General features: G+C 64.1%; 22 protein-coding genes. 4 read left to right on the plus strand and 18 right to left on the minus strand.

Annotated features, from left to right (window positions below; genetic code table 11):
- Window positions 1-11: 11 nt before the first annotated feature.
- Window positions 12-1,058 carry an NAD(P)-dependent alcohol dehydrogenase gene (locus FJ490_RS10915; protein WP_140671579.1) on the plus strand — a complete coding sequence of 349 codons (1,047 nt, stop codon included), beginning with the start codon at window positions 12-14 and terminating at the stop codon, window positions 1,056-1,058.
- Window positions 1,059-1,060: 2 nt separating this feature from the next.
- The gene (gene ugpC, locus FJ490_RS10920; protein ID WP_140671580.1) at window positions 1,061-2,149 is read left to right on the plus strand and encodes a sn-glycerol-3-phosphate ABC transporter ATP-binding protein UgpC; all 1,089 of its coding nucleotides are present in this window, start codon (window positions 1,061-1,063) and stop codon (window positions 2,147-2,149) included.
- 8 nt (window positions 2,150-2,157) lie between these two features.
- On the opposite strand, the gene FJ490_RS10925 is transcribed toward ugpC, so the two are convergent.
- The 9 genes from FJ490_RS10925 to gcvA form a co-directional block, all read right to left on the minus strand.
- Window positions 2,158-3,744, minus strand: coding sequence for an FGGY-family carbohydrate kinase (locus tag FJ490_RS10925; protein WP_140729566.1), 1,587 nt, complete (start codon window positions 3,742-3,744; stop codon window positions 2,158-2,160).
- Window positions 3,741-4,424, minus strand: a complete 684-nt coding sequence (locus FJ490_RS10930) for an HAD family hydrolase (protein ID WP_140729567.1) — start codon at window positions 4,422-4,424, stop codon at window positions 3,741-3,743. The genes FJ490_RS10925 and FJ490_RS10930 overlap by 4 nt, the downstream gene beginning before the upstream one ends.
- A 9-nt stretch (window positions 4,425-4,433) precedes the next feature.
- Window positions 4,434-5,912, minus strand: coding sequence for a mannitol dehydrogenase family protein (locus FJ490_RS10935; protein ID WP_140729568.1), 1,479 nt, complete (start codon window positions 5,910-5,912; stop codon window positions 4,434-4,436).
- 160 nt (window positions 5,913-6,072) lie between these two features.
- Window positions 6,073-6,843 (minus strand): L-iditol 2-dehydrogenase, encoded by a 771-nt coding sequence (locus FJ490_RS10940; protein ID WP_140729569.1) that lies wholly within the window; start codon window positions 6,841-6,843, stop codon window positions 6,073-6,075.
- On the minus strand, window positions 6,840-7,844 hold the full coding sequence (locus FJ490_RS10945) for an ABC transporter ATP-binding protein (RefSeq protein ID WP_140514369.1): 1,005 nt from the start codon (window positions 7,842-7,844) through the stop codon (window positions 6,840-6,842). Before FJ490_RS10945 ends, FJ490_RS10940 begins: the two co-directional genes overlap by 4 nt.
- A 63-nt stretch (window positions 7,845-7,907) precedes the next feature.
- Window positions 7,908-8,732 carry a carbohydrate ABC transporter permease gene (locus tag FJ490_RS10950; protein WP_140491348.1) on the minus strand — a complete coding sequence of 275 codons (825 nt, stop codon included), beginning with the start codon at window positions 8,730-8,732 and terminating at the stop codon, window positions 7,908-7,910.
- A gap of 11 nt (window positions 8,733-8,743) precedes the next feature.
- Entirely contained in the window at window positions 8,744-9,616 is an 873-nt protein-coding gene (locus FJ490_RS10955) for a sugar ABC transporter permease (RefSeq protein WP_140491346.1), read from the minus strand.
- 125 nt (window positions 9,617-9,741) lie between these two features.
- Window positions 9,742-11,052, minus strand: a complete 1,311-nt coding sequence (locus FJ490_RS10960) for a sugar ABC transporter substrate-binding protein (RefSeq protein ID WP_140491344.1) — start codon at window positions 11,050-11,052, stop codon at window positions 9,742-9,744.
- A 212-nt stretch (window positions 11,053-11,264) separates the two neighbouring features.
- The gene (gene gcvA, locus FJ490_RS10965) at window positions 11,265-12,170 is read right to left on the minus strand and encodes a transcriptional regulator GcvA (protein WP_140491342.1); all 906 of its coding nucleotides are present in this window, start codon (window positions 12,168-12,170) and stop codon (window positions 11,265-11,267) included.
- A 110-nt stretch (window positions 12,171-12,280) separates the two neighbouring features.
- Between gcvA and FJ490_RS10970 the strand changes: the two genes are divergently transcribed.
- Window positions 12,281-12,466 (plus strand): hypothetical protein, encoded by a 186-nt coding sequence (locus tag FJ490_RS10970; RefSeq protein WP_140493424.1) that lies wholly within the window; start codon window positions 12,281-12,283, stop codon window positions 12,464-12,466.
- A gap of 47 nt (window positions 12,467-12,513) precedes the next feature.
- Here the strand turns inward: FJ490_RS10970 and FJ490_RS10975 are convergent, their stop codons facing one another.
- Window positions 12,514-13,473: a sugar-binding transcriptional regulator gene (locus FJ490_RS10975; RefSeq protein ID WP_140491340.1), complete on the minus strand. Its 960-nt coding sequence runs from the start codon at window positions 13,471-13,473 to the stop codon at window positions 12,514-12,516.
- A 255-nt stretch (window positions 13,474-13,728) separates the two neighbouring features.
- Between FJ490_RS10975 and FJ490_RS10980 the strand changes: the two genes are divergently transcribed.
- Entirely contained in the window at window positions 13,729-14,361 is a 633-nt protein-coding gene (locus tag FJ490_RS10980; RefSeq protein ID WP_140491338.1) for an HAD family phosphatase, read from the plus strand.
- Window positions 14,362-14,364: 3 nt separating this feature from the next.
- Here FJ490_RS10980 and FJ490_RS10985 read toward each other — a convergent pair whose 3' ends face one another.
- From FJ490_RS10985 to FJ490_RS11020, 8 genes are all read right to left on the minus strand, one after another.
- The gene (locus FJ490_RS10985) at window positions 14,365-15,132 is read right to left on the minus strand and encodes a class II aldolase and adducin N-terminal domain-containing protein (RefSeq protein ID WP_140491336.1); all 768 of its coding nucleotides are present in this window, start codon (window positions 15,130-15,132) and stop codon (window positions 14,365-14,367) included.
- 77 nt (window positions 15,133-15,209) lie between these two features.
- Window positions 15,210-15,851, minus strand: coding sequence for an urease accessory protein UreG (gene ureG / locus FJ490_RS10990; RefSeq protein ID WP_140491334.1), 642 nt, complete (start codon window positions 15,849-15,851; stop codon window positions 15,210-15,212).
- Window positions 15,848-16,288: a DUF3995 domain-containing protein gene (locus FJ490_RS10995; protein WP_140514380.1), complete on the minus strand. Its 441-nt coding sequence runs from the start codon at window positions 16,286-16,288 to the stop codon at window positions 15,848-15,850. Before FJ490_RS10995 ends, ureG begins: the two co-directional genes overlap by 4 nt.
- Window positions 16,285-16,956, minus strand: a complete 672-nt coding sequence (locus FJ490_RS11000) for an urease accessory protein UreF (protein WP_140514382.1) — start codon at window positions 16,954-16,956, stop codon at window positions 16,285-16,287. The genes FJ490_RS10995 and FJ490_RS11000 overlap by 4 nt, the downstream gene beginning before the upstream one ends.
- A complete protein-coding gene (locus tag FJ490_RS11005; RefSeq protein ID WP_140729570.1) occupies window positions 16,949-17,509 on the minus strand; it encodes an urease accessory protein UreE in 561 nt (186 codons plus the stop codon). Before FJ490_RS11005 ends, FJ490_RS11000 begins: the two co-directional genes overlap by 8 nt.
- On the minus strand, window positions 17,506-18,111 hold the full coding sequence (locus tag FJ490_RS11010) for a glutathione S-transferase family protein (protein ID WP_140729571.1): 606 nt from the start codon (window positions 18,109-18,111) through the stop codon (window positions 17,506-17,508). Before FJ490_RS11010 ends, FJ490_RS11005 begins: the two co-directional genes overlap by 4 nt.
- 45 nt (window positions 18,112-18,156) lie before the next feature.
- On the minus strand, window positions 18,157-18,750 hold the full coding sequence (locus FJ490_RS11015) for a hypothetical protein (protein WP_140491326.1): 594 nt from the start codon (window positions 18,748-18,750) through the stop codon (window positions 18,157-18,159).
- 50 nt (window positions 18,751-18,800) lie between these two features.
- On the minus strand, window positions 18,801-19,289 hold the full coding sequence (locus FJ490_RS11020) for a DUF29 domain-containing protein (RefSeq protein WP_140491324.1): 489 nt from the start codon (window positions 19,287-19,289) through the stop codon (window positions 18,801-18,803).
- Between the last annotated feature and the right edge of the window lie 129 nt (window positions 19,290-19,418).

The raw sequence follows: 19,418 nt of genomic DNA on the forward strand, positions 1-19,418 counted from the left end.
AGGACGACACGATGCGGGCACTGGTGCTTGAGAAAAAGGGCGAGCTGTCGCTGCGCGAAATCGCGTTGCCGCTCGAGGTCGGGCCGGACGACGTCAGGATCGCCATCCACACGGTCGGCGTCTGCGGCAGCGACGTGCATTATTACACCCATGGCGCCATCGGCAGCTATGTCGTGCGCTCGCCGATGGTGCTCGGCCACGAAGCGTCCGGAACGATCGTCGAGATCGGCGCCAATGTCCGGACGCTGAAGGTCGGCGATCGCGTCTGCATGGAGCCGGGCGTGCCGAACCTGTCGTCGCGGGCGACGAAGCTCGGTATCTACAATGTCGACCCGGACGTCACCTTCTGGGCGACGCCGCCGGTGCATGGCATTCTGGCGCCGCAAGCCGTGCATCCGGCCGCCTTCACCTACAGGCTGCCCGACAATGTCTCCTTCGCCGAAGGCGCGATGGTCGAACCTTTCGCCATCGGCATGCAGGCGGCGGCGCGCGCGCGCATCGTTCCGGGTGACGTGGCGGCTGTCGTCGGCTGTGGCCCGATCGGCATCATGATCGCGCTGGCCGCCCTGGCCGGTGGTTGCTCGAAAGTGCTGATTTCCGACTTCTCCGCGCCCAAGCTCGAAATTGCCGGGCGCTATCCCGGCGTCGTTCCGGTCAACATCGGCGAGCAGTCATTGGCCGAGGCGGTGGCGGAGGCGACCGACAATTGGGGCGCGGACATCGTCTTCGAGGCCAGCGGCAGCCCCAAGGCGTTCGCCAATCTGTTCGATATCGTGCGCCCTGGCGGCGCGGTGGTGCTCGTCGGGCTGCCGGTGGAGCCGGTGGCGCTCAACGTGCCGGCGGCCATATCGAAGGAAGTGCGCATCGAAACCGTGTTCCGCTATGCCAACATTTTCGACCGCGCTTTGCAGCTCATCGCTTCCGGCAAGGTCGATCTCAAGCCGCTGATCACCGGCACCTATCCCTTCTCCGACAGCATCGAGGCTTTCGAGCGTGCGGCGGCGGCGCATCCGCAGGACGTCAAGCTGCAGATCCTGCTTAGCGGCGAAAAGGGCTGACCATGTCCGCGATCACCTGTTCCCATGTCGACAAGGCCTATGGCGCCACGACGGTCATCCGCGACCTCAACCTCTCGATCGAGGAGCACGAGTTCGTCGTGTTCCTCGGCCCGTCCGGCTGTGGCAAGTCGACCTTGCTGCGCATGTTGGCGGGGCTGGAGGACATCAGCGGCGGCGAGGTCTCGATCGGCGGCAAGGTGGTCAACGATCTCGATCCGGGCGACCGGGGCATCGCCATGGTGTTCCAGAACTACGCCCTTTACCCGCACATGACGATCTTCGACAACATCGCCTTCGGGCTGCGGCGCCAGAAAGTGCCGGCGGCCGAGATCCAGAAGCGGGTCGAAGCGGTGTCAAGGACGCTCGGGCTGGAACCCTATCTCGGCCGCAAGCCGGCCGAGCTTTCCGGCGGCCAGCAGCAGCGCGTGGCGATCGCGCGCGCCATGATCAAGACGCCGAAAGTGTTCCTGTTCGACGAGCCGCTGTCCAATCTCGACGCCAAGCTGCGCAACCACATGCGCGTCGAGATCGCGCGGCTGCACCAGTCGCTGAAGACCACCACCGTCTATGTCACCCATGACCAGCTCGAAGCGATGACGCTCGCCGACCGCATCGTGCTGCTCAAGGACGGCGTCATCGAGCAGGTCGGCTCGCCGGCGGAAATCTACGAGCGGCCGGGCAATCTGTTCGTTGCCGGCTTCATCGGCACGCCGAACATGAATTTCATCGATGTGACGGTGGCCCGGAAAGAAAATGGCTGGACGCTGACCAATGGCGGAACTGTCTTCACCCTCGACGGCTCGCGCTTCAAGCTACAACATGGCGAGCAGGCGGTGCTTGGCATCAGGCCTCCGGATCTCAAGCCCGCGACCCCCGGCAGCGCCGGAAATTTCCTGGCGGGAACGGCCGATCTCATCGAGTTTCATGGCAACGATGCACTGGTGACATTCGCTCTTGGCGGCAAGGAGATCAGCGCACTCGTTCCCAGCCGCGTCTGCCCAACTATCCGCAGCGATGTCCGCTATACGTTTGACGAATCGGATATGCACCTGTTCGATGCCAAGTCCGGCCTATCCTTGTTGACACGGTAAGGCGCGTTCTACTGGATCGCGTCGAGCGTCTGGCGTTGCCGGTGCATCTCCAGGAAAATCCGGTAGTCGCGATCGAAGCGGGCGCCGGCGGCCGGGTTGGCGGCGCGGGTCCTGCCGCCCTGCTGCATGGCCAGACAGGCCGCGTTGAGGTCGGGGAAAAGCCTGGCGGCGGTCGCAGCCACCATGCCTGTGCCGAGCAGCACCGCCTCGTCGGCCAGCGGCTCGACCACCGTGCAGCCGGTGGCGTCGGCATAGAGTTCCATCAAGAGGGGATTTTTGGTGTGGCCGCCGGTGACATGCAGCGTGTCGATGAGATAGCCGTTCTCGTTCAGCGCTTCCAGCACATGGCGCACGCCGAGCGCGATGCTCACGGCGGTGCGCCAGTAAAGCCGGCACAGGCTGTCGAAGGAGGAATCCAGCGTAAGGCCGCTGACCACGCCGACCGCATGCGGGTCGGCGAGCGGCGAGCGGTTGCCGTGAAAGTCGGGCAGCACATGCAGCCGGCCGGCAAGGGCATCGCCCTCCGCCGCGCGCAGCTCGGCGACGCGGCTTGCAATCCTCGCATGCATGGCCGCGTTCGGCTCGCCGCCCGCGCCGTGCCAGCGGATGATGTGGTCGAGCAGGGCGCCGGTGGCCGACTGGCCGCCCTCCGACAGCCACAGCTTCGGCAGCGCGGCGCCGTAATAGGGCCCCCAGACCCCGGCGAAGGGCTGCGGATCGGGTGACATCGCCATGACGCAGGAGGATGTGCCGGCGATCAGCGCCAAATGACGGCCGATATTCCGCTCGTCGCCGGCAAACCCGCCGAGCACGCCAAGCGCACCGGCATAGGCATCGATCACCCCGGCGCCGACCCGGCATGTCTCCGTCAGGCCGAGCTCCGCCGCTGCTTGCGCGCTCAAAGAGCCGATGTAAGCGCCGACCGGACTGGCTCTTTCGGGCAGATTGCCGTGCTCGAAGAGGTCGCCGAGGCCGACGAGTTCGAAGAAATCGCGCTGCCATGCGGGTTCCCGGTGCGCCAGATAGGTCCATTTGGCGGTCAGCGTGCACTGCGAGCGGGCCAGCGACCCCGTCGCCTGCCAGGTCAGGAAGTCGGTGAGGTCGAATAGATAGCCGGCTTCATTCCAGGTCTTCGGCAGGTTTCGCTTCAGCCACATCAGCTTCGGCGTCGCCATTTCCGGCGACATGACGCCGCCGATATAGTTGAGCACCTCATGGCCGCTCGCCGTGCATTCGTCGGCCTCGGCGATGGCGCGGTGATCGAGCCAGACGATGGTGTCCCAGCGCTCCTCTCCGGTCACCGAAACGCTGAGCTGGCCGCCTTGCCTGTCGCGCACGACCAGCGAGCAGGTGGCATCGAAGGAAATGCCGGCAATGTCCTCGGCGGCAACACCGGATTTTTCGCGGGCCGCACGCACCGCGGCGCACACGGCTGACCAGATATCGCGCGAATCATGCTCGGCGTGATCGGCCTTCGGCTGGTGCATGGCGATCGGGTGCTCGGCGCGGCCGAGCAAGGTGCCACTGGTGTCGAGAATGCCCGCGCGGGCGCTCCCGGTGCCGACATCGACCGCGCAAACGAACTGTTTCGTCAAGATGCTCTGTCTCTCGCTCCCAGGCCTGCAATCAGATCGGGCAATTGCAGCATGTCAGCGAATATAAAGTCCGGCTCACTCGACGCAAGCCGCGCTTTCAGGGCAGGGTTGCCGGCATGCGCGCCGCCGGTGAAGGCGAACACGCGCATATCAGCCGCCCGCGCCGCCGCGACGCCGGCGGGGCTGTCCTCGATCACAAGGCATTTGCGCGGATGCGCCCGCATCGAGGCGGCGGCATGAAGGAACAGGTCGGGCGCCGGCTTGCCCCTGACCACCATGCCGGCACTGAACAGATGCGGCTCCATCAATCCGAGCAGGCCGGTGACGTCGAGCGTATAGCGGATGCGGTCGAGCGTGCCCGAGGAGGCGACGCAGAACGGCAAGCCGAGCCTCGGCAGCACTTCCTTGACGCCGGCGATTGGCTTCAGCTCCTCGCGGAATTTGCGCATCAATTCGACACGCATCGTGGTCAGGTGCTGATCGGTGATGGGCAGGCCGAAGTCGCGGGCGAGGATCTCGCGCACGCTTTTCATGCTCTTACCGAGGAAATGCTCGTAGGCCGTATCCTCGCCGATACTGCCGCCGGCAAGCGCGATCATGCCGAGCAGTGCCGAGACCGACAGCGCCTCGCTGTCCACCAGCACGCCGTCGCAGTCGAAAATGACCAGTTCCGGCGCCATGGTCCCGTTTCAGAGCTTGCCGGCGAGGTAGCGCGTCAGCGTGGCGCGCGTGCCATCCGTCCACAGCAGGTTCAATGCATGCGCGAAAGCCTCGACGAACGCGGTGGCGCGCCCGACATCGCCATAGATGTCTTCCATCGCAAGCCAGGCGGCGGGCGCGTCCTTTGCCGCCTTTGCCGTCGCCTGCATGCGGTCCCAGTTCGGATCGTTGGGCTCGATGACCGCGCCGCTGTCCGTCGTGCCGAAGCAGTAGCGGCACCACAGCGCCGATTCAAGTGCCAGGCCGGCGACGCTCTTTCCCGCCTTCAAGCGGTCGGCGATGGTCGGGATGATGAATTTCGGCTGGCGATTGGAACCGTCGAGACAGAGCCGGCGCACCGTGTCGCCGATCTTGGGGTTGGAAAAGCGCTTTTCGATGAGCTGGTAATAATCCTCCAGGACCGTGTCCGGCACCGGCGGCACAGTCGGGATGATTTCGTCATGCTCGAGCTTGTCGAGAAAGCCGCGCACCAGCGGCTCCTGCATCGCCTCATGCACGAAATGGATGTCCATCAGCCCGGCCGGATAGGCGATGGTGGCATGGCCGCCATTGAGCATGCGGATCTTCATCAGCTCGTAGGGCGCGACGTTTTTGACGAACTGCACGCCGACCTTTTCAAGCGGCGGCCGGCCGTCGGTGAAATGGTCTTCCAGCACCCATTGCCGGAAGGGTTCGCAAAAGACAGGCCAATTGTCCTCGACGCCGAAATCCTTGGCCAGGATCGCGCGTTCGCGGTCCGACGTGGCCGGCGTGATGCGGTCGACCATCGCGTTCGGGAAAGCGACATTGCCGCCGACCCAGGCCGCCAGATCCTCGTCGATCAGGCGGGCCAGCCCGATGACGCCATCCGAGGTGACATGGCCGTTGTGGGGAATGTTGTCGCAGGACATCACCGTGAACGGTGCGATGCCATCGCCGCGCCGCCGCACCAGGCCGGCGAGGATGATGCCGAACACGGTCTTCGGCGTCGCGTCCGGCTGCGCATCCGCGACGATATCGGGATGCGTCGGGTTGAACACGCCGGAGGCAGGATCGATGAAATAGCCGCCTTCGGTGATGGTCAGCGACACGATCTTGATCGCCGGATCGGCCAGCCGTTCGATGATGGCGGCGGCATCGCCGGGCGTCAGGAAGTCGATCATGGCGCCGGTGACGCGGGCGCTCATATGACCCTCATCCTGCTCGACCACCGTCGTCAGCCAGTCCTGCTCTTCCAGTTTGCCGCGGCCGGTCTTCTCGCCCTCGAACACGCCGGCGCCAACCAGCGCCCAGTCATGGCCGATGCCATGGTTGAACAGGTCGTCGAGATAGACGGCCTGGTGCGAGCGGTGGAAATTGCCGACGCCGAAATGCACGATGCCGGCCTTCAGCGCTGCGCGGTCGTATTTCGGACCTGCGACCCTGGCCGGCAGGTTGGCGAGATTGGCGGAAGAGAGTTTCACGGTCATCTGTTTACCCTTTGGCCGGGTTGCGGCCTTCGTTACCCTTCTCTCCCCTTCACCGGGAGAGGGTAGGAAGCGGCACATGCCTTCCGAGGCGATGCGGCCGCCACCTTGATGTTGGCCTCTTCTCCCCGCGGAGGCACGGGGAGAAGAGGCCGCCCCCGCCTCAACTCATCCACTGGCCGCCATCGACATTGTAGGTCTGGGCGACGATATATTCGGCGTCGCTGCTGGCGAGGAAGACCGCCATGCCTGTCAGGTCCTGGGCCGTGCCCATGCGGCCATAGGGCACGCTCTCGCCGACCAGCTTCTTCTTCTCGCCCTTCGGCCGGTTTTCGAACTTGGCGAACAGCGCATCGACATGATCCCAGTGCTCACCGTCAACGACGCCGGGCGCGATGGCGTTGACGTTGATGCGGTGCTTGATCAGGTCGAGTCCCGCCGACTGGGTCAGCGAGATGACGGCGGCCTTGGTGGCGCAATAGACGCCGACCAGCGGTTCGCCGCGCCGCCCGGCCTGGCTCGCCATGTTGATGATCCTGCCGCCTTTGCCCCGCGCGATCATCGAGCGGGCGGCCGCCTGCAGCATGAACAGCGTGCCGGCGACGTTGACGGAAAACAGTTTGTCGTAGCTCGCCTTGGTAATGTCGACGATCGGCGCCAGGTCGAACAAAGCGGCGTTGTTGATCAGGATGTCGAGACCGCCGGTCCTGGTCTCGACGGCCTTCACCGCCGCGTCGATGGAAGCGAGGTCGGTGACATCGAGCTTGACCGCATAGGCCTTGCCGCCGATCTCGGCGGCCGTCTTTTGCGCCGCCTCGAGGTTGATGTCGGCTATGGCAACGGCGGCGCCTTCGCCGACATAGGCTTCGGCGAAGGCCTTGCCGATGCCGCGCGCCGACCCGGTGATCAGCGCCGATTTGCCTTTCAGCCTCATGCCGCCGACGCCTTGCCGTCGGGGCCGAAGCGATGCAGCTTGGCCTTGTCGGGCGTGAGATAAATACTGTCGCCATGGTGGACGCTGAGTTCGCCGTCGGCGCGCACCGTCAGCGGGCCGACACCGTCGGCCTGGACATGCAGGAACGTGTCGGATCCCAGGTGTTCGGCAACGCCGACTGTTGCCTTCCAATCGCCCGCCGTGGTCGAGATCGCCATGTGCTCGGGCCGGATGCCGATGGTCTTGGCGCCGTACTTCGCCGCCGGGGCGCCTTCGATCAGGTTCATTTTCGGCGAGCCGATGAAGCCGGCGACGAACAGGTTCTTCGGCGTCTTGTAGAGCTCCATCGGCGAGCCGACCTGCTCGACATTTCCGGCATTCAGCACGACGATCTTGTCGGCCATGGTCATCGCCTCGACCTGGTCGTGGGTGACGTAGATCATCGTCGTCTTGAGCTGGTGGTGCAGTTCGCTGATCTCCAGCCGCATCGTGCCGCGGAGTGCCGCGTCGAGGTTGGACAAGGGTTCATCGAACAGGAAGGCCGAAGGCTGGCGCACGATGGCGCGGCCGATGGCGACGCGCTGGCGCTGGCCGCCGGAAAGCTGGCCGGGGCGGCGCTCCAGATAATTGGTGAGGTTGAGCACGCGCGCGGCGTCCTTCACCTTCCTGTCGATGGTCGCCTGGTCCTCGCCCGCCATCTTCAGCGGAAAGGCGATGTTCTTGGCCACCGTCATGTGCGGGTAGAGCGCATAGGACTGGAACACCATGGCAAGCTTGCGCTTGGCCGGCGCCTCGCCGGTGACGTCGCGACCGTCAATGTTGATGGTGCCGCCGCTGGTGTCCTCCAGGCCGGCGATCAGGCGCAGCAGCGTGGACTTGCCGCAGCCCGACGGGCCGACGAAGACGACGAACTCGCCGTCCTCGATGACGAGATCGATGTTCGGAATGATCGACGTCGAGCCGAAGGATTTCGAGACGTTCTTGAGCGTGATATTTCCCATGCTTTCCTCCCGGTGGATTTCCGTCCGCCGCCTGGCGCACGCTGCTACTTCACGGCGCCGCCCCTACTTCACCGCACCGAAGGTCAGGCCGCGCACCAGTTGCTTCTGGCTGAACCAGCCCATGATCAGGATCGGCGCGATCGCCAGCGTCGAGGCGGCCGAGAGCTTCGCCCAGAACAGGCCTTGCGGGCTGGAGAAGGAGCTGATGAAGGCGGTCAAGGGTGCTGCTTCCGTCGTGGTCAGCCGGATCGTCCAGAACGCTTCGTTCCAGGCCAGGATGATGTTGAGCAGCATGGTCGAGGCGATGCCCGGCACCGCCATGGGTGTGAGCACATAGATGATCTCGTTCCACAGCGAGGCGCCGTCCATGCGCGCCGCTTCCAGGATCTCGCCGGGGATTTCTCGGAAATAGGTGTAGAGCATCCACACCACGATCGGCAGGTTGATCAGCATCAGCATCACCATCAGGCCGATGCGGCTGTCGAGCAGGCCGGTGTCGCGGAAGATCAGGTAGATCGGAAACAGCACGGCCACGGCCGGCATCATCTTGGTGGATAGCATCCACATCAAAATGTCCTTGGTCCGCTTGGTCGGCGAGAACGCCATCGACCAGGCCGCCGGAATGGCGACCAGCAGGGCCAGGATGGTCGAGCCGACCGAGAGCAGCACCGAGTTCAGGAAGAACTTGAAATAGCCGTTCTGCGCCTGGACCTCGGAATAGCTCTCGAAGGTCCCGGACGGGATCAGGTTGAAGCCCTGGATCGCCTCCTGTTCCGACTTGAACGAGGTGATGATCGTGTAGAGGATCGGGAAGAAGATCAGCAAGGCGACGATCCAGGCGGCAGCCGTCGCGATCGTCTTGTGCCGGGTTGTGACTGCGCGTGCCATCTTTTCCTCCCTTATCTGTCCAGGTTCTTGCCGACGGCGCGCATGGCGAAGAAGGCGACGATGTTGGCGAGAATGACCGCGATGATGCCGCCGGCGGAGGCCTGGCCGATTTTGAATTCGAGCAGCGCCTTCTGGTAGACCAGGAAGGGCAGGTTGGTGGAGGCGTATCCCGGGCCGCCATTGGTGGTGACGAGGATCTCGGCATAGACCGAAAGCAGGAAGATCGTCTGGATCAGGATGACGACGGTGATCGCGCGCGACATGTGCGGCAGCGTCAGGTAGATGAAGCGGCTGATGAAGCCGGCGCCGTCCATCTCGGCGGCTTCCTTCTGCTCGCCGTCCAGCGACTGAAGCGAAGTCAAAAGAATGAGCGTCGCGAAAGGCAGCCACTGCCAGGCGACGATGATGATGATGGCGGTCAGCGGATATTGTCCGAACCAGTCTATGGGCTGGAGGCCAAAGAACCGCGCTATGTCGGCGAAGACGCCGTATTGCGGATGCATGATCATGTTCTTCCAGACCAGTGCCGCCACCGGCGGCATGACGAAGAACGGCGAGATGACGAGGATGCGCACGATGCCCTGGCCCCACATCGGCTGGTCGATCAAAAGCGCCAGCAGGATGCCTCCGACCACGGTGATCACAAGCACGCTGACGACGATCAGCAGCGTGTTCAGGATCGATTGCAGGAAGGCCGGGTTGGAATAGAACAACGCGTAATTGGAGAAGCCGACGAAGCCGTCGCGGATCGGATTGAGCGGATTGTACTGCTGGAAGGAGAACCAGAGCGTGAGCGCCAGCGGAACGACCATCCAGACGAGCAGCAGGACGACGGATGGCGCCATCATGAAACGGGCAAGCGAACGGGTCTGCTGAGTAGCCATGACGGTCACCCTTCAAGGATCGGACGGAATTTTCTCGAGCTGTCGGGAAGTGGCCGCCCGAACTGGGTTTCGGGCGGCCGTTGCCGGCCATGGTCGGCGACCGGCCTTAGGCACCGGGAGGAGCCTTACTGGATGTAGCCGCCCTCGGTCATCGCCGCGGTTGCGGCGTCCTGGGCCTGCTTCAGCGCGTCGTCGACGCTCGACTGGCCGGCAAGGGCTGCCGAGAACAGCTGGCCGACGGTGGTGCCGAGGCCCTGGAATTCGGGGATGGCGACGAACTGCACGCCGACATAGGGCACCGGCTTGACGGTCGGATGCGTCGGGTCGGCGGCATTGATGGAGTCCAGCGTCATCTTGGCGAACGGAGCCGCCTTCTGGTACTCTGGATTGGCATAGAGCGAGGAGCGCGTTCCCGGCGGAACGTTGGCCCAGCCTTCCTTCGAGGCGACCAGTTCTGCATAGTGCTTGCTGGTTGCCCATGACACGAACTTCTCGGCGGCATCGGCCTTCTGCGTGCCGGCGGGAATGGCCAGCGACCACGCCCACAGCCAGTTGCCGCGCTTGCCGAGCCCATTGTCAGGCGCCAATGCGTAACCGACCTTGTCGGCGACCTGCGAGGCCTTGGGATCGGAGACGAAGGAGGCGGCGACGGTGGCGTCGATCCACATGCCGCACTTGCCCTGCTGGAACAGCGCCAAATTCTCGTTGAAGCCGTTGGAAGACGCGCCCTCCGGCCCGTCGGCCTTCATCAGGTCGACATAGAACTGCAAGGTGTTCTTCCATTCGGGCTGGTCGAATTGCGGCTTCCAGTTCTCGTCGAACCAGCGCGCGCCGAAGGAGTTCGACATGGCGGTCAGGAAGGCCATGTTCTCGCCCCAGCCGGCCTTGCCGCGCAGGCAAACGCCGTTCACGCCATTGGCGCGGTCGGTCATCTTGTCGGCGGCCTGCTTGATGAAGTCCCAGGTCGGCGCGTCGGGCATCTTCAGCCCTGCCTTCTCCATCAGGTCCTTGCGGTACATGACGAAGGAGCTTTCGCCGTAGAAGGGCGCGGCATAGAGCTTGCCGTCGACCGAGAGGCCGCCGGCGATCGCCGGGATGATGTCCTTGGCGTCGTAGTCGTCGCCGAGCTTGTCGAGCGGCAACAGCCAGCTCTGCTTGGCCCAGATCGGGACCTCGTAGGTGCCGATGGTCATCACGTCATACTGGCCGCCCTTGGTGGCGATGTCGGTGGTCACGCGCTCGCGCAGCACGTTCTCTTCCAGCGTCACCCAGTTGAGCTGGATGTCGGGGTTCGCCTTGGTGAAGTCGTCGGTCAGCTTCTGCATGCGGACCATATCGCCATTGTTGACGGTGGCGATGGTGATGGATTCGGCATGTGCCGCGAACGCGAGCGCGCTGGCCGAGCACAAGCCCAGGATGAGCGTACGAAGTTTCATCAAATTCCTCCCATGGACCAAGATGAGCATTTGCCTTGGCTGTGAGCAATTACTCACTAAGAATGAATTATGTCAAGCCAGATTCGATGGTGCAGCGCACACTCGATGGAGGAGCGCCGACCTGGCGCGTTGCAAATGGCCGTCCCGCAGGCGCGGACCGGGCGACAACGGCGATCTGGATGGAGCGCGGTTTTGATCCTGGAGTTAGCCGGTCAGCAGGCGATCTCGGCCAGGATCCAGTCGCGGAAAGCGCGGATCTTCGGCACGTTGCGGCGCGCCTCCGGATAGACCAGCCAGTAGGCGTGGCCGTCGTCGCCGACCAGGTCGAAGGGCTGGATCAGGCGGCCGTCGGCGAGTTCCGCCTTGAACAGCGCCCTGGTCAGGATCGCCACGCCATGGCCTGCGATGGCCGCATTGGCCTCATAAGCCTGCGCGCCCATGCTGCTGCCGGGGCGCTTGGCAAGGTCATGGCTTTGCACTCCCGCGGCCTCGAACCATTGCGTCCACCAGATGTCGCCGGGATCAAGGATCGGCAGCTTGAGCAGATCGGCCGGTTCCTTGACGCCGCCGATGCTCGCGGCGAGCTTGGGGCTGAGCATCGGCGTGAAATCGGCGTCGAGCAGCTTGTAGGCCTCCAGTCCCGGCCATTTGCCGCCGCCCGAGCGGATGGCAAGGTCGACATCCTCGCGGGCGAAATCGGTCAGGCGGCTGGATGTGTCGAGCCGCACGGCAAGGGCGGGATGCGCGATCTGGAACGAACCCAGATGATGCGCCAGCCAGTTGGAGGCAAAGGTCAGCACCGTGGTGACGCACAGCAGACCGTCCGCCCCGCCGCGGGCCGCCGCATAGGCCTGCCCGAGTAAGGCGAAGGCTTCGCTGACCGCCGGCGCCAGGCGCTGTCCGGCTTCGGTGAGTTCGATCTGCCGCGGCCGGCGCAGGAAAAGCGGCGCGCCGACCCGCTCCTCCAGCACTTTGATCTGATAGCTGACCGCTGCCTGCGTCATCGCCAGTTCCTCGGCCGCTTTGGTGAAGGACAGATGCCGCGCCACCGCTTCGAACACCCGGATCGCCTGCAGCGGCGGAAGCTGCGCAACCTGTCGCGAGCCGAGATCCGGCATAAAGCCTCCTTATGGGTCCTTATCGACGTTCGATTGGCAAAGGCGGCCGGCAAGACCGACATTCATCCTCAGCCCGTCACTCGGGTTGAAGATAGCGAAGGTTGACGATCATGACCATGGCGCAGCAAAAATGCACTCCCGCTCCGGATCATCGCTGGATTTCATGGCTTGCGGACGGATTCGGCTGGTTCGCGACCAGGAAAAAGGCGCATCTCGACATCAGGGACCTGTCGCCGCACCTGCAGCGGGACCTTGGCTTCCTCGACGGCAACGATCCTTTCGGACGGCATGGATAGCAGGCCCGGATTTTATCGCAAATCGATGTTGCCTCGAGGCTTTTGGCTCACCCGCTCGCCAGCAGGGCGGCGGCGGTTCGTTCGTCGGTGATGAGGCCGTTGACCAGCCGGCGGTTCACGGCCGCCAGGATGCCCGGCAGCTTGCGTTCACCCATGGCGAGCGCGATGACCAGCGACTTCTCGCGTGACGGCAGGGCCGCCGACGACACCCGGTCGTTGGTGATGCCCTCGATCATGCGGCCGTCGCGATCGAACACCCAGCCGACAATTTCGGCGACGCCGCCGGCCTTCTGTAGCGCCTTCAGCTCGGCGTCGGAGATGAAGCCGTCCTCATAGAGCGGCGCCTTCGGGCCGAGGTCGCCGATGCCGACGAAGGTGACGTCGGCCTCCGCGGCCAGCGCCAGCGTCGGCTGGATCATCGGCTGGCTGAGCAGCATCTCGCGCTCCTGCGGCGAGGAGGCGATGACCGGCAACGGCATCGGGAACGACCGCGCCTTGACCCTGTCGGCCATGGTGAAGATGACGTTGTAGAAAGCGGCCGAACCGTCCGGCGAGATATTGCCGGTCAGGGACACCACCTTGTGCTGCGGGCACTCCATCGGCGGCAGTTGCTCGATCGCCGCCTTCAGCGTACGGCCGGTGCCGATCGCCAGCACGATCGGCGCCGGCGATCTCAGCCGCCTCTCGATTTCCGCTGCCGCCGCCTCGGCGATACCGATCGTCGTCGACGACGAGGTCGGGTCGCTCGGCACCACCTCGACCAGGTCGAGCGCGAAGCGCGACTTCAGGCGGGCGGCGAGGTCGAGGCAGTTGGCGATCGGATGGTCGACGCGCACCTTGATCAGGCCTTCCGACACTGCCAGCGACACCAGCCGCTGTGCAGTCTGCCGCGAGATGCCGAGCGTGGCGGCGATCTGGTCCTGCGTGTTGCCGGCGACGTAATAAAGCCAGCCCGCGCGCGCGGCATCGTCCAACCTGTTGCTGCCCCCCTCCTGCCGGTTGTTCACGTCCTGCCTCCCGAAACCGCCGGTCATGGAACCGGTCGCGCCTACTTTCGCAGGGAACCGCGCGCTGCGCAATTGTCAAATCGCCAGGGCAATTGCTTGCGCATGCGGGCGTGGGATCGGCCGGATCATCGTCGGCCTGGGGATTCCACGGCAGGCAAAAGGAGGATTTCCGTTCCGACAGGTGGCACGTTCTGCCGTCCGGATGGTTTATCTCGCGGGGTAAACCCTTTAAGGGAACGCCAAAAGGAGCGTTGCATGACACCGAAAGCGGTTTTCTGGGACATGGACGGCACGCTGGTCGACAGCGAACCGCTGCACGAAGCAGCCCTGGTGGCGGCGATGCGCAATGTCGGCCTTCAGCCTCCGCCCGACCTGCATGAGCGCGTTCTCGGGGTCGCTGCCTGGCCGGTCTACCTGATGATGCGCGACGAGTTCGGCCTGGATCTGCCCTTCGACGAGTGGATCGTCCATAAATACGAGCATTATCTGCCGCTTGTCACGACATTGAAGCCGCGCCCCGGTGCGATCGAGATCTTCAACGAATTGCGCGCACTTGGCGTGCAGCAGGCCGTGGTCTCGAATTCCGACCGCATGATCGTCGACGCCAATCTGCACATGGTCGGCCTGATCTATCCAGGCATGAAGACCATCAGCCGCAACGACGTGCGCGAAGGCAAGCCGCAAGCCGAGCCGTTCCTGCGCGCCGCCTATCTGGCCGATGTCGATCCCGCGAACGCGGTGGCGGTCGACGACAGCTGGCCGGGCGCCATGGCGGGGCTGGCGGCAGGCATGAAGACGATCTTCTGGCCGGAAAAACCGATGGACGGCCCGCCCGGTGCGGTGGTCATCAACAGCGCCGAGGAATTGCGGGCTGAACTGGGGCTTTAAACCTCAGTTCCGATAGACCGGCTCCTGCTCGTCGAGGATCGCCTTCAGTTCGCTGAGATGCCGCTCGGCCTGGCCGGGATAGTCGTCCATTTCGCGTGCCGCCTTCTCGGCGATGGCGTCGGAAAGCGTGCGCAGCGGCCGCCCGGTCCACAGCGCCTTGATGTAGGTCTCGGCGGCGCGTTCGAAATAGAACATGCGATTGAAGGCGTCGGCCACCGTGTCGCCGATGACCAGCACGCCGTGATTGCCCATCACCATTACCTTGACCTTGGGGTCGGTCAGGAGCTGCGAGCAGCGCTCGCCCTCTTCCTCGAAGGCCAGACCGCCATAATGGGCGTCGACCACATGGCGGTTGAAGAACATCGCCGAATTCTGGTCGATCGGCGGCAGCCTCGAATCGGCGAGCGAGGCCAGCACGGTGGCGTGGATGGAATGCACATGCATGACGCAGCGCGCATGACGGACGTTGCGGTGGATGGCGCCGTGCAGGCCCCACGCCGTCGGGTCGGGCGCATTCGGGCCGGACAGCGTCTCGGGATCGTTGGCGTCGATCATCAAAAGGTCGCTCGCCTTGATACGCGAGAAGTGCACCTGATTGGGGTTCATCAGGAATTTTGTGCCGTCCTCGTTGACCGCCAGCGAGAAATGGTTGGCCACCGCCTCGTGCATGTTGAGCCGCGCCGTCCAGCGGAAGGCGCAGGCAAGATCGACGCGCTCCTCGTAGAAGGGCAGGTTGGTCAGCGGTTCCTTTTGCAGGCGGGCGATGCTCATCGAAAAATCCTCCGGGTTTTAGGAACAATGCCGTGCCCTGCTTGTGCCCGCAACCGGTTTCGGTTGGTGCAGCCGGCTCACGCCGCCGTGCTTGCGGCGGTCCCGAGCCTCAAGCCGCCATGCTCGACGATGAAATCGATCACCTCCCGCAACCCCTTGCCGCGCGACAGGTCGGTGAAGCCGAACGGCCGCTTGCCGCGCATGCGGGTGGCGTCGCTCTCCATCACGTCGAGATTGACGTTCACATAGGGCGCCAGGTCGCTCTTGTTGATGATCAGGAAATCGGAACGGGTGATCGCCGGACCGCCTTTCCGCGGGATCTCCTCGCCCTGGCAGACGGAGATGACATAGAGCGTGAGATCGGCGAGATCCGGCGAGAAGGTGGCGGCAAGGTTGTCGCCGCCGGATTCGATGAAGATGATGTCGAGATCGGGGAATTTGCGGTTGAGCTCCGCGATCGCCTGCAGATTGATCGAGGCGTCCTCGCGGATGGCGGTGTGCGGGCAGCCGCCGGTCTCGACGCCGACGATGCGCTCTTCCGGCAGCGCCTGCAGCCGCGCCAGCATCATGGCGTCTTCCCTTGTGTAGATGTCGTTGGTGACGACGGCGATGGAGAATTCCTCACGCAGCGCCTTGCACAGTTTCTCGGTGAGCGTCGTCTTGCCCGAACCGACGGGGCCGCCAATGCCGATGCGAAGAGGACCGTTGGGCTGCGTCATGTCGGGAACTCCGTGATGGCGAGAACTGCGAAGCCGAGCCCGATCAGCAGGCACAGCGGCGAATAAAGGCTCCTATCGAGCCGCGCGAAAGGCTGTTCCGGTGCCAGCCGGCGCCACCGGGGCGTGAAGCCGGCAATGCCGCGTCCGAGAAACACCAGCCCGATCAGCAGCGCGGTGGCGGCGAGGCCTTCCCTGGGAAAGGGCGAGGCAAACACACCCTCCAGAGCCATCGGCCAGAGCGTTGCCAGCGCCAGGCAGGCGGCGACGGCAAAGCAGGCGAACGGCGCCGGCATCTCGTCGACGCCGCGAAAGCCGACGACCGCATGCGCGCAGGACGCTGCATCCTTGCCCGGCCATATCCCGCCAATGCCCCAATAAACGTGCAACGCGGTGATCACCAGCAGGACGAATGAGAGGATGAAGGCAAGGACGATCATGAGCGGAACAATCGCGAATACTGGGTTTCGTGCTGCATCGCCACGATATCAGAGACAAAGGCGCAACCGCCGAGATCGTCCAATGTCGAGCGGGATGCGCGGGCGGCGGTCGCAAGGGCCAGCTGCTCGAAGCCGGCGAGCAAACTGGTCGCGCCGCTTTGTCCGATGACGCCCAGCCGGATCGCGGCCTGGACGAGATTGGAGAAGAAGGCCTGCAGGAAGGCGGACAGCGCGTCCTGAAGCGCGATACCATTGCCGCCGGCAACAGCGCCGACGGCGACGCAGTACGCACAATCGGCGGGCAAGCGCTCCAGCACGGGAGTGGGCCAGGCGGCGGCCGCTTTGAGGAAAGCCGCACCTTGCAGCATGGTCTCGGCATGGCGCTCACGCGACCCGGCCAACGCCTCCGCCAGTGTGGCGACTTCGGCCGGATCGCCGCCGTCGCGGGCGTTGCGCCAGCTCTCCGCGAACAGCACGGCATCGTTCCAGGCGGAGCCCATCTCGACCAGCGTTTCAAGCCAAGCGGCGAGGCTCGCCGCATCGGTCACCAGCCCATCATGCGCGGCGCGCTCGAGGCCATGGCTGTAGGAAAAGCCGCCGACCGGAAAGACCGGCGACAGCCACGCCATCAATCGCAGCAGGGCGACCCCGGATGGCTGGTCAGTCATGATGATCGTGATGGTCGTGCGAATGCGAATGGCTGTGCGAATGCGCTTCGGCGTGGCTGTGGGCGTGCGCATGGCCGTGGTCATGGCCGCCGGAATAGGCGCCCCGCACCGGTTTGAACGGCTCGGAGACCTCGCGCACCGTGGCCCCGAGCCCCTCCAGCATCGCCTTGATGACATGATCGCGCAGGATGAGGATGCGCTCCGCCTCTATCGCCGCCGCGAGATGGCGGTTGCCGATATGCCAGGCCAGTTCCGCCAGATGCACGGCGTCGCGGGCGCGGATATCATAGACCTCCTCCGGCGCCGCGATGATCTCGACGTGGCGGCCGTCTTCCAGCACCAGCCGGTCGCCGTCGTTGAGTGCGACGGGCTCCGACAGGTCGACCAGCACCTTGCTGCCGTCGGACAATTCGATCGCCCGGCGGCGCAGATGCCGCTCGTCATGGGCAAGAACAGCACGACCGGATGGCGCCGTGGTGCCGGCATTGCCGGAGGTCAGCACCGAGATGGCGCGCGGGAACTTCGTGAAGTCGGTGTTGAGGTTGAGCTTCATTTCATGGCTCCGCCATTGGCTTGCGCCCGGGCACGGGCAGGGCGTGAAAGCACGCGGTCGAAATAGGCGTTGACGCGGTCGGATTCGACCGGGAACCGGCCGGCGCGCGCCCAGCCGCCCATGTCGCCGAGCAGCACGTCGACAGCCGAGAACCGGTCGCCGAGCGCGAAAGGCTTGTCGCCAAGCCGGCGCTCCAGCGCCTTGACCTCGGAGGCGAAATCGTAAGCGGCCGCGGGGCCGACGTCGACCCGGACTTCCCTGGGCAGCAGGAAGCGGTGGCGCAATTTGTTCCACAGCGGCGCCTCGAACTCGCTCTGGGCAAAATGCATCCAGGAATCCATTTCGGCGCGGCCTGCGAGACCGGGACTGGCGCCCATGCCCTTGTCCGCGTGCTTATCGGCGAGATAGACGCAGATCGCCGCCGAATCCGTCAGCGTCAGCTCGCCGTCGATCAGGATCGGCACCTTGCCCGAGGGGTTGAGCGCATAGGCTTCGGGCGAGCGCAGGGGAATTTCGACGAATTCATAGGCCTGCCCGAGTTCTTCGAGCATCCACAGAACACGGCTGACCCGGGATCCACGCGATCCGACGGCCTTGTACATGGTTGAACCCTGCCTTTCCCGGTCAGCCTAGAGCATCCGCGGCCGTCATACGATCGTGTCGAACAGCCGCAGGATGAACGATATCTGATAGATCAGCGCCGCGGCGACGAAGGCGATGTGAAAGCGGCGGTCGCGCACCAGGATCGCGGCGATGCACAGCGCGACGAAGACCGGCGTGCGGAACAGATATTCGTTGCCGAAGCGGGCGAAATGCTCCGGCCCCTTCAGCAGCGTGTCGATCACGTCGAGCACGTAGGTCGCGGCCAGCAGGCCGAAGAACCAGGCGCGGCGCGAATAGAAGAAATCCTCATAGCTGGTGTAGTCGAGCATCGAATCCGGAAACAGCAGCGCGCAGAGCAGGAACAGGGTGATGGCGTAGAAGATGATGAACAGGTACTTGCCGAAGGTCCATGTTTCGATGGCGTAGAGGCCGAACTCCCACCACCAGAAATGCACCAGCATCAACAGCACCGAAGCGACCCAGGCCAGATGCACCGTATAGAGCCGGTACTGGCCGGGATGCTGGACGATGCGCGCCACCCCCGACAACAGGCGCGCGACGCCGAGCCCGATCACCATGCCCATGACGATGCGGATATGCGGGAAGATGTCGTGGGGCGAAGCTATTTCGGTGGCCATGCCGAATGCTCGCCAGGTGATGGAACGTCCGTCAACACACCACTATCAGTCTATTCGCGCATAAGGTTGTCTGAAGACCACGGTGATCCTGGGAAATAATCATCGTCCAAGATTTCCTTGATCCCATAGGGGCAATGGACAGGGAAATCCCGATCTCTCAGGCCTGTTTCGTCCAAGGCCTTTAATCTTGCTATCTTGAACTCTCGATCGAGCACCTGCGCAGGATATTTTTTGAGGCTCGGACTTTCATCAAGCAGGCCCTCAATCCGAAGCCGTTGCTCCCGAATTGTCAGCAACCAGCCCGTTTTGCGCTGCTCAGACTGAAACTCCCATTTTAGCAAGTGAAGGACCAAAGTGCCAAGCCTGCTCGCAATTTCCCTTTTGTCGCTCCGCCCCAAGCTCTCGATCTCCTCGGCAACATTCTCACGATCGAGGTCGGAAAGACGACCTTCGCGCAGCAACGCGCCCTGCTCGGCGCACCACTGAGCATAGTCGGCCTCGTAGGGCGTCAATTGCTGTTTGCGAAATATCTTGTTCATTGAGGAGATATTGCTCCCAAAGTGCACAATTTCCAAGCCCGCGGAGAACGAGTGTCGTAAGCAGATGAGTTGTCCGGATTAGGTAGCACGTGAGTTGTCCGGTTTTATCGCCAGCGGATGGAGGCTGGG

Source organism: Mesorhizobium sp. B2-5-11 (assembly GCF_006440835.1).
Lineage (GTDB): Bacteria > Pseudomonadota > Alphaproteobacteria > Rhizobiales > Rhizobiaceae > Mesorhizobium.

What these genes read in the sequence shown, in the direction of transcription:
- FJ490_RS10915 (WP_140671579.1), top strand. Translation starts at nt 12, where the DNA reads ATGCGGGCACTGGTGCTTGAGAAAAAGGGCGAGCTGTCGCTGCGCGAA.
- ugpC (WP_140671580.1), top strand. Translation starts at nt 1,061, where the DNA reads ATGTCCGCGATCACCTGTTCCCATGTCGACAAGGCCTATGGCGCCACG.
- FJ490_RS10930 (WP_140729567.1), bottom strand. Translation starts at nt 4,424, where the DNA reads ATGGCGCCGGAACTGGTCATTTTCGACTGCGACGGCGTGCTGGTGGAC.
- FJ490_RS10935 (WP_140729568.1), bottom strand. Translation starts at nt 5,912, where the DNA reads ATGACCGTGAAACTCTCTTCCGCCAATCTCGCCAACCTGCCGGCCAGG.
- FJ490_RS10940 (WP_140729569.1), bottom strand. Translation starts at nt 6,843, where the DNA reads ATGAGGCTGAAAGGCAAATCGGCGCTGATCACCGGGTCGGCGCGCGGC.
- FJ490_RS10945 (WP_140514369.1), bottom strand. Translation starts at nt 7,844, where the DNA reads ATGGGAAATATCACGCTCAAGAACGTCTCGAAATCCTTCGGCTCGACG.
- FJ490_RS10950 (WP_140491348.1), bottom strand. Translation starts at nt 8,732, where the DNA reads ATGGCACGCGCAGTCACAACCCGGCACAAGACGATCGCGACGGCTGCC.
- FJ490_RS10955 (WP_140491346.1), bottom strand. Translation starts at nt 9,616, where the DNA reads ATGGCTACTCAGCAGACCCGTTCGCTTGCCCGTTTCATGATGGCGCCA.
- FJ490_RS10960 (WP_140491344.1), bottom strand. Translation starts at nt 11,052, where the DNA reads ATGAAACTTCGTACGCTCATCCTGGGCTTGTGCTCGGCCAGCGCGCTC.
- gcvA (WP_140491342.1), bottom strand. Translation starts at nt 12,170, where the DNA reads ATGCCGGATCTCGGCTCGCGACAGGTTGCGCAGCTTCCGCCGCTGCAG.
- FJ490_RS10970 (WP_140493424.1), top strand. Translation starts at nt 12,281, where the DNA reads ATGACCATGGCGCAGCAAAAATGCACTCCCGCTCCGGATCATCGCTGG.
- FJ490_RS10980 (WP_140491338.1), top strand. Translation starts at nt 13,729, where the DNA reads ATGACACCGAAAGCGGTTTTCTGGGACATGGACGGCACGCTGGTCGAC.
- FJ490_RS10985 (WP_140491336.1), bottom strand. Translation starts at nt 15,132, where the DNA reads ATGAGCATCGCCCGCCTGCAAAAGGAACCGCTGACCAACCTGCCCTTC.
- ureG (WP_140491334.1), bottom strand. Translation starts at nt 15,851, where the DNA reads ATGACGCAGCCCAACGGTCCTCTTCGCATCGGCATTGGCGGCCCCGTC.
- FJ490_RS10995 (WP_140514380.1), bottom strand. Translation starts at nt 16,288, where the DNA reads ATGATCGTCCTTGCCTTCATCCTCTCATTCGTCCTGCTGGTGATCACC.
- FJ490_RS11000 (WP_140514382.1), bottom strand. Translation starts at nt 16,956, where the DNA reads ATGACTGACCAGCCATCCGGGGTCGCCCTGCTGCGATTGATGGCGTGG.
- FJ490_RS11005 (WP_140729570.1), bottom strand. Translation starts at nt 17,509, where the DNA reads ATGAAGCTCAACCTCAACACCGACTTCACGAAGTTCCCGCGCGCCATC.
- FJ490_RS11010 (WP_140729571.1), bottom strand. Translation starts at nt 18,111, where the DNA reads ATGTACAAGGCCGTCGGATCGCGTGGATCCCGGGTCAGCCGTGTTCTG.
- FJ490_RS11015 (WP_140491326.1), bottom strand. Translation starts at nt 18,750, where the DNA reads ATGGCCACCGAAATAGCTTCGCCCCACGACATCTTCCCGCATATCCGC.
- FJ490_RS11020 (WP_140491324.1), bottom strand. Translation starts at nt 19,289, where the DNA reads ATGAACAAGATATTTCGCAAACAGCAATTGACGCCCTACGAGGCCGAC.